Raw genomic sequence first — 19,876 nt, 5'->3', positions numbered from 1 at the left:
GCAGTCCGGGGGCGGGTGTTCGAGGTGTGCGTGACGCCGGCAGCGCCACCCGTAGGTGCCTTTGATCCACGGTGGCGGTTCAGGTCGCGCTGCTGGCCGGCGAGGCGCCGGCCGCGCTGGCTCGGTCGGCCTGGAAAACATGTTGCGCAAGGCGAGCGTGTTCTGCCGCTGCTCCCATCGCTCGTGTATCCGTCGGCGCCGGCCGCAGGCGCCGCAACTGGCGTCGGTGCCGTTGGGCATGTGCAGATCGCAGTAGAGCTGCGGTTCGGGGTCGGGGTCGTCGTCGACGAGTTCGGCGTCGACCCACGCGTCAACGGGGTCGGTTTGCTTTGCGGGCTGATTTTGCGGGGGCGGGTCGTTAGCCGGGTCGGGGACGGTCTCCGCGTCGAGCGGTTCGGGTTCGTCCGCGCGCGCGTCCCTCTCTCCCGAAGTAATACCCGAAGCAATAACCGAAGGGGTGCACTCTGCTGACCCCACTAACGGGTCACTGGTGACCCCACTAACCGCCTCTGCTGACCTCACTAAATCGTTCGTGAGGTCAGCGTTAGTAGGGTCACTGCTGACCCCACTAACGGAGTCGTTCTCGTTTGCTGGCATCAGCAGCCGATCTCGTGCGTCTTCCGATTCCCGCGTGACCTTGGCGCCGGCTCGGTAACGACCATGAGCCCATGCCGGACGCCGGCAGTACGTGCACGCTTCACTGTTTCCGGTGACACGCCGAGCTCGTCGACCAACTTGTCGTTAGCCCGCCAAGCGTTGCGTCCGTCAGGGTCGGCTGTGGCGCCGATGTGGGCGATCACGAGACGCTGGGCGACCGGAATCGGCTTGCACTGCCTCACGGCGTCCTGCCATTTCATCTTCGAGAAGCTCATTTGCGGTCACGAGTCACCACCGGCCCGCTCGGCGGGCTCCGGTGGCACGTAGATGCGGCAGAAGGTGCAGGTGTCGCCACTGTCGACGGGCACGGTGCAGTGCCGGCATTGGCCGGTGATGTCGGCGGGCACCGTGCAGACGAGTTCCACGCGGGCGTAGTACTCGCGGCGACTGCCGTTGTGGTCCGTCACGGTGATGTCTACGACGTCGCCGTCGACCTCTACGTGGGCGACTGAATCCCGCTGGCCCACAATGCCAGTCGGGATCGGGAACCACGAGGCGGATGCCAGACGGGCGGCGATCTCCTCTTGCTCGGTCACGCCGCGCCGCGCGGGCCGTCGGTGCGCTGCACGGTGTTCGCGTCGAGGTAGGCGCGGACGTCGGTCCAGCGGTAGAGCACCTTGTGTCCGACCTTGATGAACTTCGGGCCGGTGCCCTTGTAACGCATCTGCGCCAGCCCGCTTTCGGTGCAGTGCAGCACCTTCGCTACCTCTGCCGCGCGGCCGAGTTCGTTGGGGTCCATGCGAATGTTCTCCTTGGTGTCGGCAATATCAGCAGGATTCTTGATTTCTGCTGTGTTGCTTTATCAGGGATACCACATTGCTGGAATTTCACGCCACAAGGCCGTAGCGTGTCGGAAATGACGACAAGCGATGACCAGTCCGATTGGGCGGCGGCGGTCACCAAGCAAATCGGCGCCGAGGTTCGGCGACTCCGTGGCAAACGCTCCGCGCAATGGCTCGCAGAACGGACGGCCAAATGCGGCTGGGGAATCTCCCGGCCCACGATCAGCGAGTTGGAAACGGGTAAACGCAAGACGGTGACGGTGCAGGAGCTCCTGGTGCTCGCGCACGCGCTGAACACGTCTCCCGCCGCGCTGCTCTATCCCGGTCCCTACGATCGCGAGATTGAAGCGCTGCCCGGTCGTGAACTCACAGAATTTGATGCAGTGCAATGGTTTTCGGCGCTCGGTTATTGGGCGGACGTTCCGCAGGCGCGCAACGACGGCAATGTGTGGCTCGGCAACACGCGGGCTCTGCGGTTGTCACGTGAGCTTGCGTCTGCTCAGGGCGCACAAAACATGCTGCTGATGCGGGGCGAGTTCGACCGCGACCGTGAGCTGATCGCGAACTACGACGATCAGATCCGCAGGCTCAAAGCCGAGCTCGCGGCGTTGCACGAGGGCGACCAGGACGACGATGGCGACGATTAACCGCTACAGCACGGCCGCGGGGGAGCGGTGGGAAGTCCGGTACCGGCAGCCGAACGGAATGACCAGCCGCAAACGAGGATTCACGACCAAGCGCGACGCGTCGGCGTGGGCAGCGAAGGTCGAGACCACCAAGGCCGAGGGTGCGTATGTGTCACCGGCGCGCGGCCGGGCGACTGTCGGCGACCTGGCGGTCGGATGGCTGGCCCGCCAGGAACAGGCACTTTCGCCGTCGTACTACCGGACGATCGCCTACGCCTACGGCAAGCACGTCGAGCCGAAGTGGGCCGCGGTCCCGGTCGGCAAGGTGGACAGTCTCGACGTGAAGGCGTGGGCTGCGTCCATGACTCGCGACGGGTCGAGCGCCACCGTAGTGAACCGTGCGATCGGCATCCTTGCCGGCGTGCTCGACGACGCCGTTGAGCATCGGGCGCTGGCGTTCAATCCGGCTCGGCGGTTCAAGCGCGGCGAGAAACCGCAGAAGGCGCCGAAGCGCCACGTCTACCTGACCGAGGCAGATGTGTGCCGGCTGGCCGAGGAGTGCGGCCGATACGCCGACCTGGTGCTGACTCTGGCTTTCACTGGCCTGCGGTGGGGTGAGGCAATCGCGTTGACCGTCTCCGACATTGAGTTCCTGAAGCGTCGTATCTCGGTGCACCGCAACGCCGTTCAGGTTGGGCAGGAATTCGAAGTCGGGACCACGAAGGGCAAGGAGAACCGAATGGTGCCGGTAGCGGCGTCGGTGCTGTCCCGGCTGGCTGCAAGGTGTGAGGGGAAAGCCGCCGGCGACCTGTTGTTCCCAGCCCGCAGCGGTGGGTACTTGAAGCGACCGAGCTATGACTCGACAGGCTGGTTCAACCGGGGCGTTGAGCGCGCCGGCGTGCAGACGATCACGCCGCACGATCTGCGGCACACGTGCACATCGTTGGCGGTCAGCTCCGGCGCGAACGTCCTTGCGGTGTCACGGATGCTCGGCCACAAGGATCCGAGCGTCACGTTGAGGATCTACGCCGATCTATTCGACAGTGACCTCGACGCGGTGGCGGTCAATCTCGACGCGAGGATCGCGGATAGCGTCCAAAGTGTGTCCAAAGAGCCTGTGGACCGGCGCCGTAGTCGCCAGAAAAACGCTGTCTAGCTGCGGTGATGCAGCAACCGTGTTGTGTGTCCGAGGGGGGACTTGAACCCCCACGCCCGTTAATAGGGCACTAGCACCTCAAGCTAGCGCGTCTGCCATTCCGCCACTCGGACTTGCCAACCTCAGTGGTTGGGCGCCTAAGGCTAACGGATTGAGGGCCCAGGTCCCAAACCAGGTCGGTGCAAGCCGCCGTGTCGGCCCGCCGCGCGATGGTGCCCGCAGTGGTACGAATGGTGACTGTGACTGACCCCGTGGGCAGCGTGGACGAAGTGGTCGACATCGTCAGCGCTCTGATCAGGTTCGATACCTCAAACACCGGCGATCCCGCCACGACCAAAGGCGAGGCCGACTGCGCCGAGTGGGTCGCCGACCGGCTTCGCGAGGTCGGCTACACCACCGAGTATGTCGAAGCCGGGGCACCCGGCCGGGGCAACGTGTTCGCGCGGCTGGCCGGCGCCGACAGTGAGCGCGGCGCGTTGATGATCCACGGGCACCTCGACGTGGTGCCCGCCGAGCCCGCGGACTGGAGCGTGCATCCGTTCTCCGGTGCGATCAAAGACGGTTATGTCTGGGGCCGCGGCGCGGTCGACATGAAAGACATGGTCGGGATGATGATCGCGGTGGCCCGGCACTTCAAGCGGGCCGGCATCGTGCCGCCGCGCGATCTGGTGTTCGCGTTCGTCTCCGATGAGGAACACGGCGGCACCTACGGCGCGAACTGGCTGGTGGACAACCGGCCCGACCTGTTCGCCGGGGTCACCGAGGCGATCGGCGAGGTCGGTGGATTCTCGTTGACTGTTCCCCGCAAGGAGGGCGGCGAGAGGCGGCTCTACCTCATCGAGACGGCCGAGAAAGGGCTGTCCTGGATGCGGTTGACGGCCCGGGGCCGGGCCGGACACGGCTCGATGGTGCATGACGACAACGCCGTGACGGCGATCGCCGGTGCGGTCGACCGCCTGGGCCGGCACCGCTTCCCCTTGGTCCTCAACGAGGCGGTGGAGCAGTTCCTCGCCGCGGTCTCCGAGGAGACGGGCTACGAGTTCGACGTCGACTCCCCGGACCTCGACGTGGCGATCGAAAAGCTCGGCGGGGTGGCGCGCATCGTGTCGGCCACGCTGCGCGACACGGCCAACCCGACCATGCTCAAGGCCGGCTACAAGGCCAACGTCATCCCGGCGACGGCCGAGGCGGTCGTGGACTGCCGCGTGCTGCCGGGCCGCAAGGCGGCGTTCGAGCGCGAGATCGACGAGCTCATCGGTCCGGACGTCACCCGCAGCTGGGAGCGTGACCTGCCGTCCTACCAGACCACTTTCGACGGCGATCTGGTCGACGCGATGAACGCCGCGCTCTTGGCGGTGGATCCCGACGCGCGCATCGTGCCGTACATGCTCTCCGGCGGCACCGATGCAAAATCGTTCCAGCGGTTGGGGATTCGCTGCTTCGGCTTCGCCCCGCTGAAGCTGCCGCCGGAGTTGGACTTCGCCGCGCTGTTCCACGGGGTGGACGAGCGGGTACCCGTCGACGCATTACAGTTCGGCGCGAAGGTCCTCGAACATTTCTTGACGCACTGCTGAAAGGACACCATGAGCAATTCCCCGTACGACAACCTGCCACAGTTGCCGACCTTCACGCTGACCTCGGAGTCGGTGACCGACGGGCAGCCGCTGGGCAACGACCAGGTCAGCGGCATCATGGGCGCGGGCGGTTCCGACGTGTCGCCGCAGCTGAGCTGGTCGGGGTTCCCTGCTGAGACCAAGAGCTTCGCGGTGACGGTGTACGACCCAGACGCACCGACCGGATCGGGCTTCTGGCACTGGGCCGTCGCCGACCTGCCCGCGAGTGTCACATCCCTGCCTGCCGATGCCGGTAACGGCGACCCGTTGCCCGGTGGCGCGGTCACCTTGACCAACGACGCCGGCCTCAAGCGCTTCTTGGGCGCGGCCCCGCCGGCCGGACATGGTCCGCACCGCTACTACATCGCCGTGCACGCGCTACCGGTCGAATCTCTTGAGCTGCCCGACGGTGCCACGCCGGCATACCTCGGGTTCAACCTGTTCGGCCAGGCCATCGCTCGCGCCGTCATCCACGGCACCTACGAGCAGAAGTAGCTTCTCCGGCGAGCAGACGCTGAGGTCCTCGACACGCCGGGCCAAAGGGGACGTTTACGTCTGTTCGCCGGGGATGGCTGAGCCCACGGCATCGGACAGCGACGCGAACCCACCCGCGTGCAGGCGTTCGGCGATGCCGTCGTGAATCTGCTTGGCCCACAGACCGCCGCCATAGATGAATCCGGTGTAGCCCTGCAGCAGCGTGGCCCCGGCGGTGATCCGGTCCCAGGCGTCATCGGCGGTCTCGATCCCGCCGACGCTGATCAACACCAGCTTGTCACCCACCCGGCGGTATAGCCGGCGCAGCACCTCGGCCGAGCGCCGGGCCACCGGTGGCCCGGAGATGCCACCCGCCCCGAGATCGTCGACGCCGGGGGTCGCCAACCCGTCACGCGATATCGTGGTGTTGGTAGCCACGATTCCGGCGAGGCCCAATTCGACTGCAAGGTCGGCAATTTCATCGATATCGGCGTCGGAGAGGTCGGGCGCGATCTTGACCAGCACCGGTTTGGTGGTCTCCGCCTTGACCGCAGCGAGGATCGGCCGCAGCGAGGACACCGCCTGCAGGTCGCGCAGTCCGGGTGTGTTGGGTGAGCTGACGTTGACCACCACGTAGGCGGCCAGGTTGCCCAGTTGGCGCGCACTCTGCGCGTAGTCCTCGACCGCGCGCTCGGCCGGGGTGACCTTCGTCTTTCCGATGTTCACGCCGATCGGCACGTCGGGCGTGTGCCGGGACAGCCGCGTGGCCAAGGCGCCTGCGCCCTCATTGTTGAAGCCCATCCGGTTGAGCAGCGCGCGGTCCTCCGGCAGCCGGAATAGACGCGGCTGCGGATTGCCCGGTTGGGCGGCCGCGGTCACGGTGCCCACCTCGGCGTACCCGAAGCCCAGCGCACCCCAGGTGGCCAACCCGCGGCCATCCTTGTCGAATCCGGCGGCCAGGCCCATCGGGCCGGGAAACCGCACCCCGAACACCGTGCTGGCCAACACTGGATCCGACGGCGCCAACCAGCGGCTCAGCGCGCGCCGAAACGCCGCCGGGCCCGATGCGACGCGCAACAGCGCGAACACCCAGACATGGATCCGTTCGGGCGGCACCAGGAACAGTGCCCGCCGCAGCGCGCTGTAGATCACGGCGTCGGCTGATCCGGGGTGCCCGGCGTGGTCGCGGCGGTCTTCCTGCGGCGCAACAGCACCCGTCGACTCCCGTCTGTATAGGCCCGCACCCGGGTCAGTTCCCAGCCGCGGTACTCCGCTTCGATGGACAGCCGGATGGAGGCGCTGAGCCTGGTCACATCGGGTGGCAGCCGCAGCGGCACCCATTCGTACTCGTCGGAGAGCCCCTCGGGATCCCATCCCGCAGGCATCCGGCCGCGTTGTATCGACGTCACGGTCAGCCCCCCGCGTGCGGGATCACCTGCACGCCCGCTCCCGAGCCGGACACCACATACAGCGTGCCGGACTTGTCGTCATAGGCCAGGGAGTTAGGTTGCTGCACGGTTCGATAACGCACCTTTTCGACGGGGATGCCGGTGTCAAGATCGTAACCAATGACCGTGTTGTCGGCCGTCTGTGACACCCAGGCCAGCCGTGATGTCCCAACCAGTCCGTACGGCGCGGCCCGCACTGGGTAGCGCTGACGCATGATCAGCGGGTCGGTACCGAACACCAGCAGCTCGTCGCCGCGGGTGTCGGCGACCAGGACCCGGCCGCGCGGATCGACCGCCATGGTGGTGGCGCCGTCGCCGGCCCGCAGCGCCTGCTCGGCCTTGGTGCCAGTGACGTCGACCTCGGTGACCGAGGTCTGGCCGCGGTCCAACACCACCGTGGTATTCCCCTGGGTGGCAAGTTCATCCACCCGCGCGAAGATCTTCAGTTTGGCGCCGACCTGGTCGGGGGAGCTCAACGTGTAGACCGCGCCGTCGGCGCTGCCCAGCACCGTTTTGCCGTCTGCGCGCAACGCGATCGCGGTGAAGTCGGTGTCCTGCTCGCCACCGACGGTGACTTTGGTCGCCTTGCCCGCCGCGATGTCGACGCGGAAGTAACCGCCCCGGGTCGCCAACACCAGGCCGCCGTGGCCGTCATCGGCCATCGTCGACGCCGTCGCGGGCAGCAGCACCGTGCGCGGCGGCTGAGTTCCCGCCACGAGGGTGACCATCGACTGCCCGTCGGGCCCCGGTCCGAGCACGGCCAGGTTCGCCGTTGCTGGATCGAACACCGCGGACTGCGCGCGACCGCCGACGGGGCGGACTTCGCCGTCAGGGACGCCGGTGACTGGTGGCGAAACCGCGGCCTGGGCGGGTTCGATGGTCGGTGGCGGAGCGTCGGCCGGGTTCGACGAACAACCCGGCGCGAGCAGCAGTGCCAGTGCTGCCACGCCAGCACGAATAGGCTGACCTGCAGGGATTAGGCGCAACAGACGGCTCTCGTTCGGGGCGGATGGTTGACCGACCAGTCTATGCACCGGCGCCGCGGGTGTTTGGACGCGTCCGGCGCACATGCTTGCATAAGCAAGAGTATGGTTCGAAGCATGACCCTCGCCGCAGACCGGGAACCGGGGTACCAGGAGTTTGCTATCGAGGACATTTCCACGGGTGTCCACGCCAGTGGATTTGGCCAGGTCGGGGACGGCCGTACCTTCTCCTTCTACATCGAACGCGGGCAGCTGATCATCGAGGTGTACCGACCGCGCCTGTCCGGACCGGTGCCCGCCGAAGAAGACGTGGTGGCGCTCGCCACCCGCAAGCTGACCGATATCGATCTGACCGACGAGCGCAGCTTGTCGGCGACGGTGCGTGACGCGGTCGCCGACGCGCAGCCGGTACCGCGACTGGGGCGCTGACCGAACCCCCACGGTACGGTCGTCGTCGTGATTGACGTGCCGGCGATGTCGTGGCTGCAAGTTGTCGTGCTGTCGATTGTGCAGGGGCTCACCGAGTTTCTTCCGGTCTCGTCGTCCGGACATCTCGCGATCACGTCGCGGCTGTTCTTCCATGACGACGCAGGCGCCTCGTTCACCGCGGTCACCCAACTCGGTACCGAACTGGCCGTGCTCGTCTATTTCGCGCGGGACATCTGGCGGATCGTCAAGGCCTGGTTCAACGGGCTGTTCGTCGCTGCGCACCGGGACGCCGACTACCGACTCGGCTGGTTCGTGATCATCGGCAGCATCCCGATCGGGGTGTTCGGGCTGCTGTTCAAGGATGAGATCCGCACCGGCGCACGTAATCTCTGGCTCGTCGCGTCGGCGCTGATCGTGTTTTCGGCGGTGATCGCCGCGGCCGAGTACTTCGGTAAGCAGACCCGCCAGGTCGAGCAGCTCACGTGGCGCGACAGCGTGGTGGTCGGATTGGCGCAGTGCCTTGCGCTGGTGCCCGGCGTATCGCGATCCGGGGCGACGATCAGCGCCGGGCTGTTTCTCGGGCTGGACCGCGAACTGGCGGCCCGGTTCGGTTTTCTGCTGGCCATCCCCGCGGTGTTCGCGTCAGGGCTGTTCTCGCTGCCCGACGCGTTCCACCCGGTCGGGGAGGGTATGAGCGCCAGCGGTCCGCAACTGCTGGTGGCGACGGTCATCGCCTTCGTCGTCGGCTTCGCCGCTATCGCCTGGTTCCTGAAATTCCTGATATCCCACAGCATGTACTGGTTCGTTGGCTACCGCGTGGTGGCCGGCGCGGTGGTGCTCGTGCTGCTGGGCACCGGCGTACTGGCCGCACAATGATCGAGCGCTTGCGCGAGGAGCTGATATGACCGTCATCCTGCTGCGGCACGGGCGCTCGACGTCGAACACCGCCCAGACTCTCGCGGGCCGGTCGGAGGGCGTCGACCTCGACGAGCGCGGCATCGAACAGGCCGAGGCCCTCGTCGGCCGGGTGGGGGAGCTCCCGGTGCGTGCGATCGTGCGGTCGCCGCTGCTGCGCTGCGAGCGGACGGTGCAGCCGCTGGCCGCCGCTCTCGGGGTGGAACCGATCGTCGACGACCGGCTGACCGAGGTCGACTACGGCGCGTGGACCGGCCGCAAGATCGGCGAGCTGCTGAAAGAACCGCTGTGGGGCGTGGTGCAGCAGCAGCCCAGTGCCGCGGTGTTCCCCGACGGCGAGGGACTGGCCCAGGTCCAAGCCCGTGCGGTGGCGGCGATCCGGGAACGGGACCGCGCGCTGGCCGCCGAGCATGGCGGCGACGCGCTGTGGGTGGCGTGCACCCACGGCGACGTGATCAAGGCGATCCTCGCCGACGCGCTCGGCGTGCACCTCGATGGCTTCCAGCGCATCACCGCCGATCCGGCGTCCATGAGCGTGATCCGGTACACCGACATGCGGCCATTTGTCGTGCACATCAACCACACCGGTCCTCAGCTGAGCGCCGGACTGGCTGCCAAACCTGCCACCGATGCGGTGGTCGGCGGGTCCACCGACTGACCGTCGGTGCTCTAACCGGTATTTTGGAAGGTGCCATGGCCCGCGCAATTCACGTCTTCCGCACTCCCGACCGCTTCGTGGCCGGGACCGTCGGTCAACCCGGTAATCGGACCTTCTACCTGCAGGCTGTCCACGACAGCCGGGTGATCTCGGTCGTGCTCGAGAAGCAGCAGGTGGCGGTGCTGGCCGAACGCATCGGCGCCCTGCTGCTGGAGATCAACCGGCGCTTCGGCACCCCCATCCCGCCCGACACCGGCGAAGTGGCCGATCTGCGGCCGCTGATCACGCCCGTGGACGCCGAGTTCCGCGTCGGCACCATGGGCTTGGGCTGGGACTCCGAAGCGCAGACGGTGGTGGTCGAACTGCTGGCGGTCTCTGATGCCGAGTTCGACGCATCGGTGGTGCTCGACGACGCCGAGGAAGGCCCCGACGCGGTGCGGGTGTTCCTGACGCCCGAGTCGGCCAGGGAGTTCGCGACGCGGTCCAACCGGGTCATCTCGGCTGGGCGGCCGCCCTGCCCGCTGTGCGATGAGCCGCTGGATCCCGACGGACACATCTGCGTACGTACCAACGGCTACCGGCGCGGTGCCATCGCCGGAACCGAAGATGACGCCGAGGGCTGACGGCGAGCCGGACTCCTGTGACGTCGATGAGGCGTTGGCCGGCGGCGAACTCACGGTGATCGGTCGGATCCGTTCGGCGAGCAACGCCACCTTCCTGTGCGAGGCGCAACTGCGGGACGCTGTGGTGCACTGCGTGTACAAACCGGTGCGCGGCGAGGCCCCGCTGTGGGATTTCCCCGACGGCACACTCGCAGGCCGCGAGGTGGCCGCGTACCTGGTGTCGGTGGCTCTGGGGTGGAACATCGTGCCCCAGACCATCATTCGCGACGGACCTGCCGGCATCGGAATGGTGCAGCGCTGGGTGGACCAGCCGGGGGATGACGCGGACGTGAGGAGCGAAACAGGCACCGCGGACGTGGGCAGCGACGAACCGGCGCAGGCGGAGCTGGATCTCGTCGACCTGGTGCCCGCGGGCCACGTCCCACCCGGTTACATGCCGATCTTGCAGGCCTACGACTACGCCGGTGACGAGGTGACGCTCGTGCACGCCGACGACCCCCGGCTGTATCGCATGGCGGTCTTCGACGTGCTGATCAACAATGCCGATCGCAAGGGTGGGCACATCCTGGCCGGCGTCGACGGAAACGTCTACGGCGTCGACCACGGTGTCAGCCTGCACCACGAGGACAAACTGCGCACCGTGCTGTGGGGCTGGGCGGGCAAGCCGGTGGACGACGACACGCTGGCCGCGGTGGCGACGCTGCGGGACCGACTGGCCGGTGATCTGGCCGAGCAACTGTGCGACCACATCACCGACCGCGAGGTTGTGGCGCTGCGGGCCAGAGTTGGTGGGCTGCTGGACAATCCGGTGATGCCGACACCGGACCGGCGCAGGCCCATCCCGTGGCCGGCGTTCTAGCCTCTGTGGGGCGTATGTTCGTGTCGCGATCAGGTAACTCGCTACTCTAGGCGGCCACGGCGGACACCCGCAGACTGTGCTCAGCCAGATCGGCGGTGAGTGATCGGAGCACGTCATGCAGCTGATGTTCGTCATGCCCCACACGATGGAACTCGCGGCGTTGACCCAGCCGTGGGAGCTCACCGTCACCGGAGCGGACCAGGCCATGATGGCCAGGCGGGCCGAGGAACTTGGATACGGGTTGCTCGCGGTACCGGAGCATTTCCTGGTGCCGCGCTCCCACGTCGCACTGACAGGACCGCACTACTTCCATTCCACGGTCGCCCAGGCCTACCTCGCGGGGGCCACACAGACTATCCGGCTGACCACCTGCGCCACTCTGCTACCGCTGCAGCATCCGGTCATCATGGCCAAAGCGTTGGCGACAGCGGACTGGATGAGTGGCGGCCGGATCGGCGTCACGTTCGGTATCGGTTGGGACGCCGAGGAATTCCGGATGCTCGGGGTGCCCTTTCATGAACGCGGGCGGATGGCCGACGAGTATCTCAGCGCCATCATCGAATTGTGGACCAGCGAGTCGCCGAGATTCGACGGAAAGTACGTCACGTTCGACGACGTCGCATTCCAGCCAAAACCAGTGCAGCAGCCGCACATCCCCATCTGGATCGGCGGCGATGCCGACCTGGCGCTCCAACGCGCGGCCAGGTTCAGTTGCGGGTGGATGCCGTTTCTGACCCAGCCCGAGCAGTTCCCCGCCCGGATCGACTTCATCAAATCCCAGCAGTCCTATGACGGCCGGCCGTTCGACGTGATGTACGGCCTGGGCACCTCACTCATCGGCGAAGGGCATGTGGTCAAGGATGATCCGACCCAGCGTCCGGGCATGAGTGCGGGCGAGATCATCGACAAGCTCGGCCGGTTCAGCGAACTGGCGTGACGATCAGCAGTGTGCCGATACCGCCGGTGCAGGATGCGACGGAGTACCTGGACTACGCGCAGTGGGTCATCGAGGAGATCGCGCCCGCTGTCTAGTGCCGGATGGCCACTGTGGAATCTCTACTCCGGCAGCGGTTTACGCCACTCGCGGACATTGACCTCGATGCGGTCGCGCCTCGACCCCGACCACGTTGTCGCCAGCCCATAATGGTTGGCCAGCAGCACGATTCGCTCACCGAGCAGTGTCTCGGTGCGCTCGGTGATCTCGGCGGACGCCGATTCGTCGCCGGCCGCGGCTGCGCGTATCAGCGCCTGCGGTAGCGCCGGGTGCGGGCGAAAAGCGCTGTAGCCCAGGTAGAGCACCGGATCGGGGTCGCCGAGGCGGGCGGCGTCCTGTTCGTGGAAGAAGGTGTACGCCCACTCGCGGTAGCGGTACCAGTCGTTCGGATCGGGGTTGGGTGTCCGTTCGTCGTCGATGTCGTGCGTCGCGCAGGTGGTGCAGCACGAGAAGCACATCCGGGCCAGGATGCCTTCCGACTCCAACTGGGTGAACAGGTACTGCAGCCGCCCGTAGTCGCCGGTGTCCTGCCACGTCGCCTGTTCGGAAAGCCGTTGGGCCCACATCGATTCCAGTAGTGCCGTGGCTTCCTCGGGCCGGACCACCCCGGAGTCGTCCACCCACGCCGTCACCCAGTCGCGCAGCTCGTCGAATTCCCAGAACCCAGCGACCAACCGCGTGCGGATGAAGCGGCTGAGCTCGTCGAGATCGCCGGTCTCCCAGTCGAGGATGCGCATGGCCGGCTAGCGCTTCCGTCCGAATCCCTCGAACGGATTCCACGACTGGCTACCCCTGGTCACGTGCAGGTAGTACGCGTAGTTGGCGGTGCTCATCGCGACCGAGGCCACGGCGATACCTGCGGCGCGGCCGACGCTGTCGGGCACGTCGAGCACTACCAACACCACCGAAAGGGCCATCGCGAAGCCGAACAGGGCAAGTCCCTTGCGCCACATGCCCTTGACGAAGAAGTAGATGGGGCCGAAGAAGAAGGCCAGGAAGTTCGAGCCGATGCGCAGCTTGGTGCCGAACGGCAGTGACCGGTAGGCCGCCTTGGACTCGGGCGATGAGTTGGGCAGGCCGTAGAGGCTGAAGAAGTCGAACCGCCTCTGCCAGGCGGGGGACAGGGTCATGCTCGGGGTTTGCTCGGTCACCCGATGGATCCTAACGGTGCCGGGGAGCCGGCTTTGCCACATGATCGGGACAACCGCCACGCCCCAACCCCGATTCGAGGTCCGTCCCGCGCACCAGTCAAACTGACTGGATGCACTCGACCGATGCCGACCTGGCCGCTGCCGTGGCCAAGGAGGCCGGCGAGTTGTTGCTGGCCGTGCGCGAAGAGATCGGTTTCTACGACCCGTACTACCTCGGCGACGAGGGCGATCTGCGCTCCAACGCCCTGATCCTGGACCGGCTCGCCGCGGCCCGGCCGCAGGATGCGGTGCTCAGCGAAGAGGCGGTCGATGATCTGTCGCGGGTCGATGCCGACCGGGTGTGGATCGTCGATCCCGTCGACGGCACGCGCGAGTATTCACTGCCGGGCCGCGAGGATTGGGCCGTGCACATCGCGCTGTGGCAGCGGCACCGCGCAGGCGGTCCCGGGCTCACCGATGCGGTGGTGGCGTTGCCTGCCCGCGGCGAGGTGTACCGCAGCGACACCGTGCAGCCCCCGCCGCCCCGTCGGGACGGCCCGATCCGGATCACCGCCAGTACCAACCGGCCGCCGCCGGTGCTGTGGCGGATGCGCGAGCGGCTGGACTTCGAGCTGGTGCGGATCGGTTCGGCCGGGGCCAAGGCGATGGCCGTGGTCCGTGGCGATGTCGACGCCTACGTCCATGCCGGCGGACAGTGGGAATGGGATTCGGCCGCCCCGGCCGGTGTGCTGCTGGCCGCTGGGTTGCACGCCTCCCGGCTGGACGGGTCCACGCTGGTCTACAACCGCGCCGACCCCTATCTGCCGGACTTCGTGATGTGCCGCCAAGAGCTCGCCCCGATCCTGCTCGAGGCGATCGGCGCGGCGTGATCGAAAGGCGGGAATGGATCTGCGTTCGTCGTTGTCTGTGTGGGGTGAACCGAGGCTGTCTTCGGTGACCCGACCGACCGGGGGAGACCCGTGCTGACCGAGCACCCTAAAGTCGAAGCCATGCAGTCTTGGCCGGCGCCGAACATCCCTACCCTGCCGGGGCAGGGTCCTCAGCTGCGCCTTTACGACACCGCAGACCGGCAGGTCCGCCCCGTCGCGGCGGGGCCGACGGCCACCATGTACGTCTGCGGCATCACGCCCTACGACGCGACGCACCTGGGCCACGCGGCGACCTATCTGACTTTCGACCTGGTCTACCGCCTGTGGCTGGACGCCGGGCACACCGTGCACTACGTGCAGAACATCACCGACGTCGACGATCCGCTGTTCGAGCGCGCCGCACGCGACGGCCTGGGCTGGCGTGCGCTCGGTGACCGCGAGACCCAGCTGTTCCGCGAGGACATGACTGCGTTGCGGGTGTTGCCGCCGCACGACTATGTCGCCGCCACCGACGCGATCGGCGAGGTGGTCGAGGTGGTCGAGAAGATGCTGGCCTCCGGTGCGGCGTACGTGGTCGACGATCCGCAGTACCCCGACGTGTACTACCGCGCCGACGCCACCGTGCAGTTCGGCTACGAATCCGGATACGACCGCGAGACCATGCTGCGCCTGTTCGGCGAGCGCGGGGGAGACCCGGACCGGGCCGGCAAGGGCGACGAGCTCGATGCGCTGCTGTGGCGCGCACACCGACCCGGCGAGCCGAGCTGGCCGTCGCCGTTCGGGCCGGGCCGTCCCGGTTGGCACGTGGAGTGTTCGGCAATCGCGTTGAGCCGCATCGGCACCGGCCTCGACATCCAGGGCGGCGGCAGCGACCTGATCTTCCCGCACCACGAGTTCTCCGCCGCGCATGCCGAATCCGTCACGGGGGAGCGCAGATTCGCGCGCCACTACGTGCACGCCGGGATGATCGGCTGGGACGGGCACAAGATGAGCAAGAGCCGCGGCAACCTGGTGCTGGTGTCCCGGTTGCTCGCCGACGGCGTCGACCCGGGCGCCATCCGGCTCGGGCTGATGGCGGGGCACTACCGCGCCGACCGGTACTGGAGCCAGCAGGTGCTCGACGAGGCCAACGCCCGGCTGGAACGCTGGCGGCATGCCACCGCCATGCCCGGTGGCCCGGACGCCACCGATGTGATCGCGCGGGTTCGGCAATACCTCGCCGACGACCTGGACACCCCGAAAGTCCTTGCCGCTCTTGATGGTTGGGCTGACGACGCGATCGGTTACGGCGGGCACGACCCCGAAGCGCCGCGCGCGGTGGCCACCGCTGTCGACGCGCTGCTGGGTGTGAAGCTCTAAGCCGGGCGGTACGTTGGCGGCATGAGTTCAGTCAACGGCAAGGTTGTCTTCATCACCGGTGGTGCTCGCGGGGTCGGCGAGGAGGTGGCCCGCCGTCTGCGCCGCAAGGGCGCCAAGCTGGTACTCACCGATCTCGACGAGGCGCCGCTGGCCGCTCTGGCCGCCGAGCTGGGTGAGGAGCATGTGCTGACCGCCCTGGCCGATGTCCGTGACCTGCCTGCCATGCAGAAGGCTGCCGATGCCGCCGTCGAGCGGTTCGGCGGTATCGACATCGTGCTCGCCAACGCCGGTATCGCGAGCTTCGGCTCGGTGCTTCAGGTGGACCCCGAAGCGTTCAAACGCGTCATCGACGTCAACATCACCGGCGTCTTCAACACCGTCCGCGCCACGTTGCCCGAGGTGATCAAGCGCCGCGGCTACGTGCTGGTGGTGTCCTCGCTGGCAGCGTTCACCTCCGCGCCGGGGCTCGCGGCGTATCACGCCTCCAAGGCGGGCGCCGAGTACTTCGCCAACACACTTCGACTGGAGGTCGCCCACCTCGGCGTCGACGTGGGTTCGGCCCATATGAGCTGGATCGACACCCCGCTCGTGCAGGACGCGAAGTCGGATCTCTCGACGTTCCGCGTCATGCTGTCCAAGATGCCCGGGCCGATCAAACGGACCACCACGGTGGACAAGTGCGGTGCGGCGTTCGTCAAGGGCATCGAGGGTCGCAAGAGCCGCATCTACTGCCCGGACTGGGTCGGGCTCTTCCGCTGGATCCGCCCCGTGGTGGCAACTCCGTTGGGAGAGCGCGACATCCGCAAGTTCACTCCCGAGCTGCTGCCTAAACTGGACGCCGAGGCCGCTGCGCTCGGCAGGTCTACGAGCGCGCGCACCGAGGCGCTGGAGAAGTAGCCAAACGCCGAGTGGCCAGTTGCGCACGCATATTCGCGAAATGTGTGCCACAACTGGCCATTCGGCAGTCGTAGCGGAGAAGTAGCGGCGGGCTACAGGGCCGGCGCGCCGATGTCGGGTGCGACCACGACGTTGACGCCGTCGAGGCGCAGCCCGCGGATCTGGTCCTCAGGGGTGCGGCTGTCGACGATGACCGTGTCGAAGTCGCTCAGCGGGCCAAGGGCGTGCAGTGCGCGGCGCTCGAACTTCGAGTGGTCCAGATAGGCGATGCGGGTGCGCGCCGACTCGAACATGGCGCGCTTGACCAGCACGGTGTCGTGATGCTGGTGAAAGCAGATGCCGTCGGTGACGGCGGAGGTCGACATGATGAAGATATCGGCCCGGATGTTCCGCAGTGCCGTGAGCGTCAACGATCCCATGTAGGCCCGGCACCACGGGTAGTACTGGCCGCCGAGCGCGATGACATTCAGGCCCGGCTGGTTCAGCAGGGCGTCGAGCGCCGACTGGAAGTTGGTGATGACGGTCAGCGGCTGACGCTCGGGCAGCTGGCTCACCAGATGCAGCCCCGTGGTGGAGTCGTCGATGATCACCGACTGCCCGGGTTCGATCATCTGCAGCGCGGCGTTGGCGACGGCGTGCTTGTCGGCGACGTTCTGGCGGGCCCGGAATTCGGTGCTGGCCTCCGAGAGGGTGCTCGGCATGGCTGTCGCGACCCCGCGGGTCTTGCGGATCAGCCCCTGGGTGGCCAGGGTGTCCAGATCGCGGTGCACCGTCATCAGGCTGACCCCGAACGCGTCGGGCAGATCTTCGATCTTCACCGACCCGGCGGCCATCACCATTTCCAGAATGGCGGCGCGGCGTTCATTCGGTCCAGCCGGAGGCTCGGCCTGTCCGTCGCGGTGCGACCGACCAATACCCGCTGGGTTCGGCATCGGGCCTCCTGTTCTTGTTGCGACGGACGGGACGCGCGCCGCACGCCCCGTCCGTACCTTACTTAGACGTTGATCGCGCTCACGGTTGGTTCAGCTTCTCGTTGGACAGATCGCCCGAGGCCAGGTTCTGGGCGACCAGGGCGGGCAACTGGGCGAGGAAGGCGTCTTTTCCGGTCACCACGTTCTGGTAGTACTGGTCGACGTTCTGCGGTGTCACGGGCGGCATCTTGTACACGTACTTCTGCTCGACCGGCTCGCCCTTGACGGCGCGCTGTGCCACCGCGATGCCCTCGGCCATCTCGACCCGGCCGTGCTGCAGCGACGTGCCGATGAACTTGCCGCTCTTGACCGCCTCCAGGCCGTCCTGGATGCCGTCGATGCCGACCACGGGAACCGACTTGCCGGCCTCCGAAAGGGCCTGCACGGCACCGAGACCCATGTCGTCGTTCTCCGAGACGATGCCGTTGATCTGGTCACCGAAACTGGAGATCCAGTTCTTCGTCTTGTTGACCGCCTCGTCACGCTTCCAGTTGGCGGTGTCGATGGCCAGGATCTTGATGCCGGGGTACTTGGCCAGGGTGTCTTTGATGCCCTTGGTGCGGTCGAGTTCGGGGGAGGATCCCAGCGGGCCCTGCAGGACCACGATGTTGCCCTTGCCGCCGAGCTTGTCGGCCATCATCTGCATTTCCTGGGCGCCTGCGGCGACGTCGTCGGGCAGCACCGAGGATTTCAGAGCACCCGAATCGGCCAGCGCGGTGTTCACGGCGATCACCGGGATATTGGCAGCTTTGGCCGAAGCCATCTGCGGTGCAAGGGAATCCGCCTGCACCGGCACGATCACGATGGCGTCCACCTTCTGGTTGATCAGCTGGTCGACCTGGCTGGCCTGAGTCGAGACGTCACCGCCGGCGGAGTTCCACACCAGGTCGATGTTGTTGGCCTTGGCGTAGGCCTCGGCGCCTTCCTTGCCCTGGGTGATGAACGAGGACATGTCGTAGACGGTGACGCCGACACGCGTCGACGGCTGGCCGTTCTTGGCGCTGGGATCACCTGCGCCACAGGCGGCTACGGACACCATGAGGGCGAGAACCGCTGCCGTGACAAGCATGCGGGTCAGTCTGCGGGACATCGGGGTGGTGCCTTTCTCTAAGTGAATGAGGTTGGGGTGCAAGCGTTTCGGGTCAGCTGCTGCGTCTGCGCACGGCCCACACGTCGACCGCGACCGCCGCGACGATCAGCACGCCGCTGATGACCTTCTGCCAGTAGGCGGGGACGACGAGGATGTCCAGGCCGTTGTTGAGGGTCTGGATCAGCAGCAGGCCCAGCAGGGTGCCCCAGACCGATCCGCGGCCGCCGAGCAGGCTCGCGCCACCGATGACGACGGCGGCGATGGCGGCCAGCTCATAGCCGGACCCCAGATTGGGCGGGCCGGAGATGACGCGGGAGGACAGGATGACGCCCGAGAGCCCTGCCAGCGCACCGCTGAGGGTGTACACCGCGATGAGGATCTGCCCGGATTTCACGCCGGCGACGTCGGCCGCGGTCCGGTTGCCACCGACGGCGTACACCCGCACCCCGAACGAGGTCTTGCGCAGCACCAGGTACGAGATGATGAAGCCGGCGATCATGATCAGCACCGGCAGCTGGACGCCGAAGAGCGTGGTGTTGGCGATCTTGCCCCATTCGCCGGGCAGCCCGTTGATGGGTGCACCGCCACCGATCACGTAGGCCAGGCCCGAACCGGCCGTCAATGTGCCCAGTGTCGCGACGAACGGCGCCACCCCCAGCTTGCTGACCACCACCCCGTTGAGCAGGCCGATCAGCAGACCGACCACGACACCCGCCGCGAGTCCCAGGAAAATCCGGTCGGGATGGCCGACCACCACCGAGGACGCGGTCATCGCACTGACCGCGATGACGCTGCCCACTGACAGGTCGATGCCGCCGGTGAGGATCACGAAGGTCTGTCCGAGGGCCACCAGCGCGAACGGCGCGGCGGCCACCAGGATCGTCAGCGCGTTGTCCGGCGTGGCGAACCGGACGCTGCGGTAGCTGAAGTAGGCCATCACGAGCAGCAGCACGATCACCATCGAGTTGCGGATCGCGAAGTTGGTGAGCCAGGTCCGGTCGAAGCGCCTGGTATCCCGCACGGCGTCCGCGGGCGGAAGTTTGTTCGCCTGGTCGGTAGCGGTTGACATGGTGTCCTCTCGAGGGGTCGGCGACGCGGTCACGCGACTTCGTCTTGTTGGGTGGCTTCCTGGCCGCTGGCGTAGCGGAAGATGCGTTCCTGCACGTCGTCGGCATCGAGTTGGGCGCGGGACAGTTCCCCGGCCACGCCGCCGCTGCGCATCACCAGCACGCGATGGCTGAGCCCGATGAGCTCGGGCATGTCGGAGCTCACCAGGATCACCGTGAGCTCTTATACACATCTGACGCTGCCGACGATCGCAT

Annotated in this window: 23 protein-coding genes, 1 tRNA gene and 1 pseudogene; 13 read left to right on the top strand and 12 right to left on the bottom strand. The window is 67.1% G+C overall.

Features of this window, described 5'->3' with window-relative positions:
• Positions 1-878: 878 nt before the first annotated feature.
• Positions 879-1,193, bottom strand: a complete 315-nt coding sequence (locus tag A5784_RS09970; RefSeq protein WP_064944750.1) for a hypothetical protein — start codon at positions 1,191-1,193, stop codon at positions 879-881.
• The gene (locus tag A5784_RS09965; RefSeq protein ID WP_064944749.1) at positions 1,190-1,396 is read right to left on the bottom strand and encodes a helix-turn-helix transcriptional regulator; all 207 of its coding nucleotides are present in this window, start codon (positions 1,394-1,396) and stop codon (positions 1,190-1,192) included. Before A5784_RS09965 ends, A5784_RS09970 begins: the two co-directional genes overlap by 4 nt.
• Positions 1,397-1,513: 117 nt before the next feature.
• On the opposite strand from A5784_RS09965, the gene A5784_RS37445 reads away from it, so the two are divergent.
• Together A5784_RS37445 and A5784_RS09955 are read left to right on the top strand one after the other, a co-directional pair.
• Complete coding sequence (locus A5784_RS37445; RefSeq protein ID WP_082944740.1) at positions 1,514-2,086, top strand: helix-turn-helix domain-containing protein; 573 nt, start codon at positions 1,514-1,516, stop codon at positions 2,084-2,086.
• A complete protein-coding gene (locus A5784_RS09955) occupies positions 2,073-3,221 on the top strand; it encodes a site-specific integrase (RefSeq protein ID WP_064944748.1) in 1,149 nt (382 codons plus the stop codon). The genes A5784_RS37445 and A5784_RS09955 overlap by 14 nt, the downstream gene beginning before the upstream one ends.
• 27 nt (positions 3,222-3,248) lie before the next feature.
• On the opposite strand, the gene A5784_RS09950 is transcribed toward A5784_RS09955, so the two are convergent.
• Positions 3,249-3,334 (bottom strand) — tRNA-Leu (locus A5784_RS09950).
• Positions 3,335-3,451: 117 nt separating this feature from the next.
• Between A5784_RS09950 and A5784_RS09945 the strand changes: the two genes are divergently transcribed.
• Both A5784_RS09945 and A5784_RS09940 read left to right on the top strand, forming a co-directional pair.
• Entirely contained in the window at positions 3,452-4,795 is a 1,344-nt protein-coding gene (locus A5784_RS09945; protein WP_064944747.1) for a M20/M25/M40 family metallo-hydrolase, read from the top strand.
• Between the two features lie 9 nt (positions 4,796-4,804).
• Complete coding sequence (locus A5784_RS09940; protein WP_064944746.1) at positions 4,805-5,329, top strand: YbhB/YbcL family Raf kinase inhibitor-like protein; 525 nt, start codon at positions 4,805-4,807, stop codon at positions 5,327-5,329.
• A gap of 54 nt (positions 5,330-5,383) precedes the next feature.
• On the opposite strand, the gene A5784_RS09935 is transcribed toward A5784_RS09940, so the two are convergent.
• Genes A5784_RS09935 through A5784_RS09925 form a run of 3 tightly spaced genes read right to left on the bottom strand, consistent with a single transcriptional unit; the run spans position 5,384 to position 7,745 of the window.
• Positions 5,384-6,457, bottom strand: coding sequence for a quinone-dependent dihydroorotate dehydrogenase (locus A5784_RS09935; protein ID WP_082944745.1), 1,074 nt, complete (start codon positions 6,455-6,457; stop codon positions 5,384-5,386).
• A complete protein-coding gene (locus tag A5784_RS09930; RefSeq protein WP_442931116.1) occupies positions 6,457-6,693 on the bottom strand; it encodes a DUF5703 family protein in 237 nt (78 codons plus the stop codon). The genes A5784_RS09935 and A5784_RS09930 overlap by 1 nt, the downstream gene beginning before the upstream one ends.
• Positions 6,694-6,719: 26 nt before the next feature.
• Positions 6,720-7,745, bottom strand: a complete 1,026-nt coding sequence (locus A5784_RS09925) for a hypothetical protein (protein ID WP_197514687.1) — start codon at positions 7,743-7,745, stop codon at positions 6,720-6,722.
• Between the two features lie 111 nt (positions 7,746-7,856).
• Here A5784_RS09925 and A5784_RS09920 point away from each other — a divergent pair, with 111 nt between their 5' ends.
• The 6 genes and pseudogenes from A5784_RS09920 to A5784_RS09895 all read left to right on the top strand — a co-directional run bounded on the left by A5784_RS09920 (position 7,857) and on the right by A5784_RS09895 (position 12,255).
• Positions 7,857-8,168: a hypothetical protein gene (locus tag A5784_RS09920; RefSeq protein WP_064944742.1), complete on the top strand. Its 312-nt coding sequence runs from the start codon at positions 7,857-7,859 to the stop codon at positions 8,166-8,168.
• A gap of 45 nt (positions 8,169-8,213) precedes the next feature.
• Positions 8,214-9,044 (top strand): undecaprenyl-diphosphate phosphatase, encoded by an 831-nt coding sequence (locus A5784_RS09915; protein ID WP_064944789.1) that lies wholly within the window; start codon positions 8,214-8,216, stop codon positions 9,042-9,044.
• Between the two features lie 25 nt (positions 9,045-9,069).
• On the top strand, positions 9,070-9,741 hold the full coding sequence (locus tag A5784_RS09910; protein WP_064944741.1) for a histidine phosphatase family protein: 672 nt from the start codon (positions 9,070-9,072) through the stop codon (positions 9,739-9,741).
• Between the two features lie 35 nt (positions 9,742-9,776).
• Positions 9,777-10,364 (top strand): DUF3090 domain-containing protein, encoded by a 588-nt coding sequence (locus A5784_RS09905; protein ID WP_064944740.1) that lies wholly within the window; start codon positions 9,777-9,779, stop codon positions 10,362-10,364.
• Positions 10,348-11,223, top strand: a complete 876-nt coding sequence (locus tag A5784_RS09900) for an SCO1664 family protein (protein WP_064944739.1) — start codon at positions 10,348-10,350, stop codon at positions 11,221-11,223. Before A5784_RS09905 ends, A5784_RS09900 begins: the two co-directional genes overlap by 17 nt.
• Before the next feature lie 115 nt (positions 11,224-11,338).
• Positions 11,339-12,255, top strand: a pseudogene (locus tag A5784_RS09895) (TIGR03619 family F420-dependent LLM class oxidoreductase).
• Between the two features lie 24 nt (positions 12,256-12,279).
• On the opposite strand, the gene A5784_RS09890 reads toward A5784_RS09895, so the two are convergent.
• Positions 12,280-12,954, bottom strand: a complete 675-nt coding sequence (locus A5784_RS09890; protein ID WP_082944738.1) for a DUF6891 domain-containing protein — start codon at positions 12,952-12,954, stop codon at positions 12,280-12,282.
• Between the two features lie 6 nt (positions 12,955-12,960).
• On the bottom strand, positions 12,961-13,347 hold the full coding sequence (locus tag A5784_RS09885) for a DUF2628 domain-containing protein (RefSeq protein WP_064944787.1): 387 nt from the start codon (positions 13,345-13,347) through the stop codon (positions 12,961-12,963).
• Positions 13,348-13,478: 131 nt separating this feature from the next.
• Here A5784_RS09885 and A5784_RS09880 point away from each other — a divergent pair, with 131 nt between their 5' ends.
• The 3 genes from A5784_RS09880 to A5784_RS09870 all read left to right on the top strand — a co-directional run bounded on the left by A5784_RS09880 (position 13,479) and on the right by A5784_RS09870 (position 16,493).
• Positions 13,479-14,237 (top strand): 3'(2'),5'-bisphosphate nucleotidase CysQ, encoded by a 759-nt coding sequence (locus A5784_RS09880; RefSeq protein ID WP_064944738.1) that lies wholly within the window; start codon positions 13,479-13,481, stop codon positions 14,235-14,237.
• Between the two features lie 120 nt (positions 14,238-14,357).
• Entirely contained in the window at positions 14,358-15,596 is a 1,239-nt protein-coding gene (mshC, locus tag A5784_RS09875) for a cysteine--1-D-myo-inosityl 2-amino-2-deoxy-alpha-D-glucopyranoside ligase (protein ID WP_064944737.1), read from the top strand.
• A 21-nt stretch (positions 15,597-15,617) separates the two neighbouring features.
• Entirely contained in the window at positions 15,618-16,493 is an 876-nt protein-coding gene (locus tag A5784_RS09870) for an SDR family oxidoreductase (protein WP_064944736.1), read from the top strand.
• A 92-nt stretch (positions 16,494-16,585) separates the two neighbouring features.
• On the opposite strand, the gene A5784_RS09865 is transcribed toward A5784_RS09870, so the two are convergent.
• The 4 genes from A5784_RS09865 to A5784_RS09850 all read right to left on the bottom strand — a co-directional run bounded on the left by A5784_RS09865 (position 16,586) and on the right by A5784_RS09850 (position 19,826).
• A complete protein-coding gene (locus tag A5784_RS09865; protein WP_082944737.1) occupies positions 16,586-17,425 on the bottom strand; it encodes a DeoR/GlpR family DNA-binding transcription regulator in 840 nt (279 codons plus the stop codon).
• Between the two features lie 79 nt (positions 17,426-17,504).
• A complete protein-coding gene (locus A5784_RS09860; protein WP_156750474.1) occupies positions 17,505-18,533 on the bottom strand; it encodes a substrate-binding domain-containing protein in 1,029 nt (342 codons plus the stop codon).
• Positions 18,534-18,606: 73 nt separating this feature from the next.
• Positions 18,607-19,623, bottom strand: a complete 1,017-nt coding sequence (locus A5784_RS09855; RefSeq protein WP_064944734.1) for an ABC transporter permease — start codon at positions 19,621-19,623, stop codon at positions 18,607-18,609.
• 29 nt (positions 19,624-19,652) lie between these two features.
• Positions 19,653-19,826, bottom strand: a complete 174-nt coding sequence (locus A5784_RS09850; RefSeq protein ID WP_197514685.1) for a hypothetical protein — start codon at positions 19,824-19,826, stop codon at positions 19,653-19,655.
• Positions 19,827-19,876: the final 50 nt, after the last annotated feature.

The sequence above is a fragment of the Mycobacterium sp. 852013-50091_SCH5140682 genome (assembly GCF_001665685.1).
Lineage (GTDB): Bacteria > Actinomycetota > Actinomycetes > Mycobacteriales > Mycobacteriaceae > Mycobacterium.
This window is presented reverse-complemented; position numbering and strand designations above follow the sequence as displayed.

Coding starts and splice junctions, on each gene's coding strand:
- A5784_RS09930 (WP_442931116.1), bottom strand. CDS start 6,693: ATGCCTGCGGGATGGGATCCCGAGGGGCTCTCCGACGAGTACGAATGG.
- A5784_RS09860 (WP_156750474.1), bottom strand. CDS start 18,533: ATGCTTGTCACGGCAGCGGTTCTCGCCCTCATGGTGTCCGTAGCCGCC.
- A5784_RS09920 (WP_064944742.1), top strand. CDS start 7,857: ATGACCCTCGCCGCAGACCGGGAACCGGGGTACCAGGAGTTTGCTATC.
- A5784_RS09945 (WP_064944747.1), top strand. CDS start 3,452: ATGGTGACTGTGACTGACCCCGTGGGCAGCGTGGACGAAGTGGTCGAC.
- A5784_RS09940 (WP_064944746.1), top strand. CDS start 4,805: ATGAGCAATTCCCCGTACGACAACCTGCCACAGTTGCCGACCTTCACG.
- A5784_RS09905 (WP_064944740.1), top strand. CDS start 9,777: ATGGCCCGCGCAATTCACGTCTTCCGCACTCCCGACCGCTTCGTGGCC.
- A5784_RS37445 (WP_082944740.1), top strand. CDS start 1,514: ATGACGACAAGCGATGACCAGTCCGATTGGGCGGCGGCGGTCACCAAG.
- mshC (WP_064944737.1), top strand. CDS start 14,358: ATGCAGTCTTGGCCGGCGCCGAACATCCCTACCCTGCCGGGGCAGGGT.
- A5784_RS09870 (WP_064944736.1), top strand. CDS start 15,618: ATGAGTTCAGTCAACGGCAAGGTTGTCTTCATCACCGGTGGTGCTCGC.
- A5784_RS09865 (WP_082944737.1), bottom strand. CDS start 17,425: ATGCCGAACCCAGCGGGTATTGGTCGGTCGCACCGCGACGGACAGGCC.
- A5784_RS09880 (WP_064944738.1), top strand. CDS start 13,479: ATGCACTCGACCGATGCCGACCTGGCCGCTGCCGTGGCCAAGGAGGCC.
- A5784_RS09890 (WP_082944738.1), bottom strand. CDS start 12,954: ATGCGCATCCTCGACTGGGAGACCGGCGATCTCGACGAGCTCAGCCGC.
- A5784_RS09885 (WP_064944787.1), bottom strand. CDS start 13,347: ATGACCCTGTCCCCCGCCTGGCAGAGGCGGTTCGACTTCTTCAGCCTC.
- A5784_RS09910 (WP_064944741.1), top strand. CDS start 9,070: ATGACCGTCATCCTGCTGCGGCACGGGCGCTCGACGTCGAACACCGCC.
- A5784_RS09915 (WP_064944789.1), top strand. CDS start 8,214: ATGTCGTGGCTGCAAGTTGTCGTGCTGTCGATTGTGCAGGGGCTCACC.
- A5784_RS09955 (WP_064944748.1), top strand. CDS start 2,073: ATGGCGACGATTAACCGCTACAGCACGGCCGCGGGGGAGCGGTGGGAA.
- A5784_RS09965 (WP_064944749.1), bottom strand. CDS start 1,396: ATGGACCCCAACGAACTCGGCCGCGCGGCAGAGGTAGCGAAGGTGCTG.
- A5784_RS09900 (WP_064944739.1), top strand. CDS start 10,348: ATGACGCCGAGGGCTGACGGCGAGCCGGACTCCTGTGACGTCGATGAG.
- A5784_RS09855 (WP_064944734.1), bottom strand. CDS start 19,623: ATGTCAACCGCTACCGACCAGGCGAACAAACTTCCGCCCGCGGACGCC.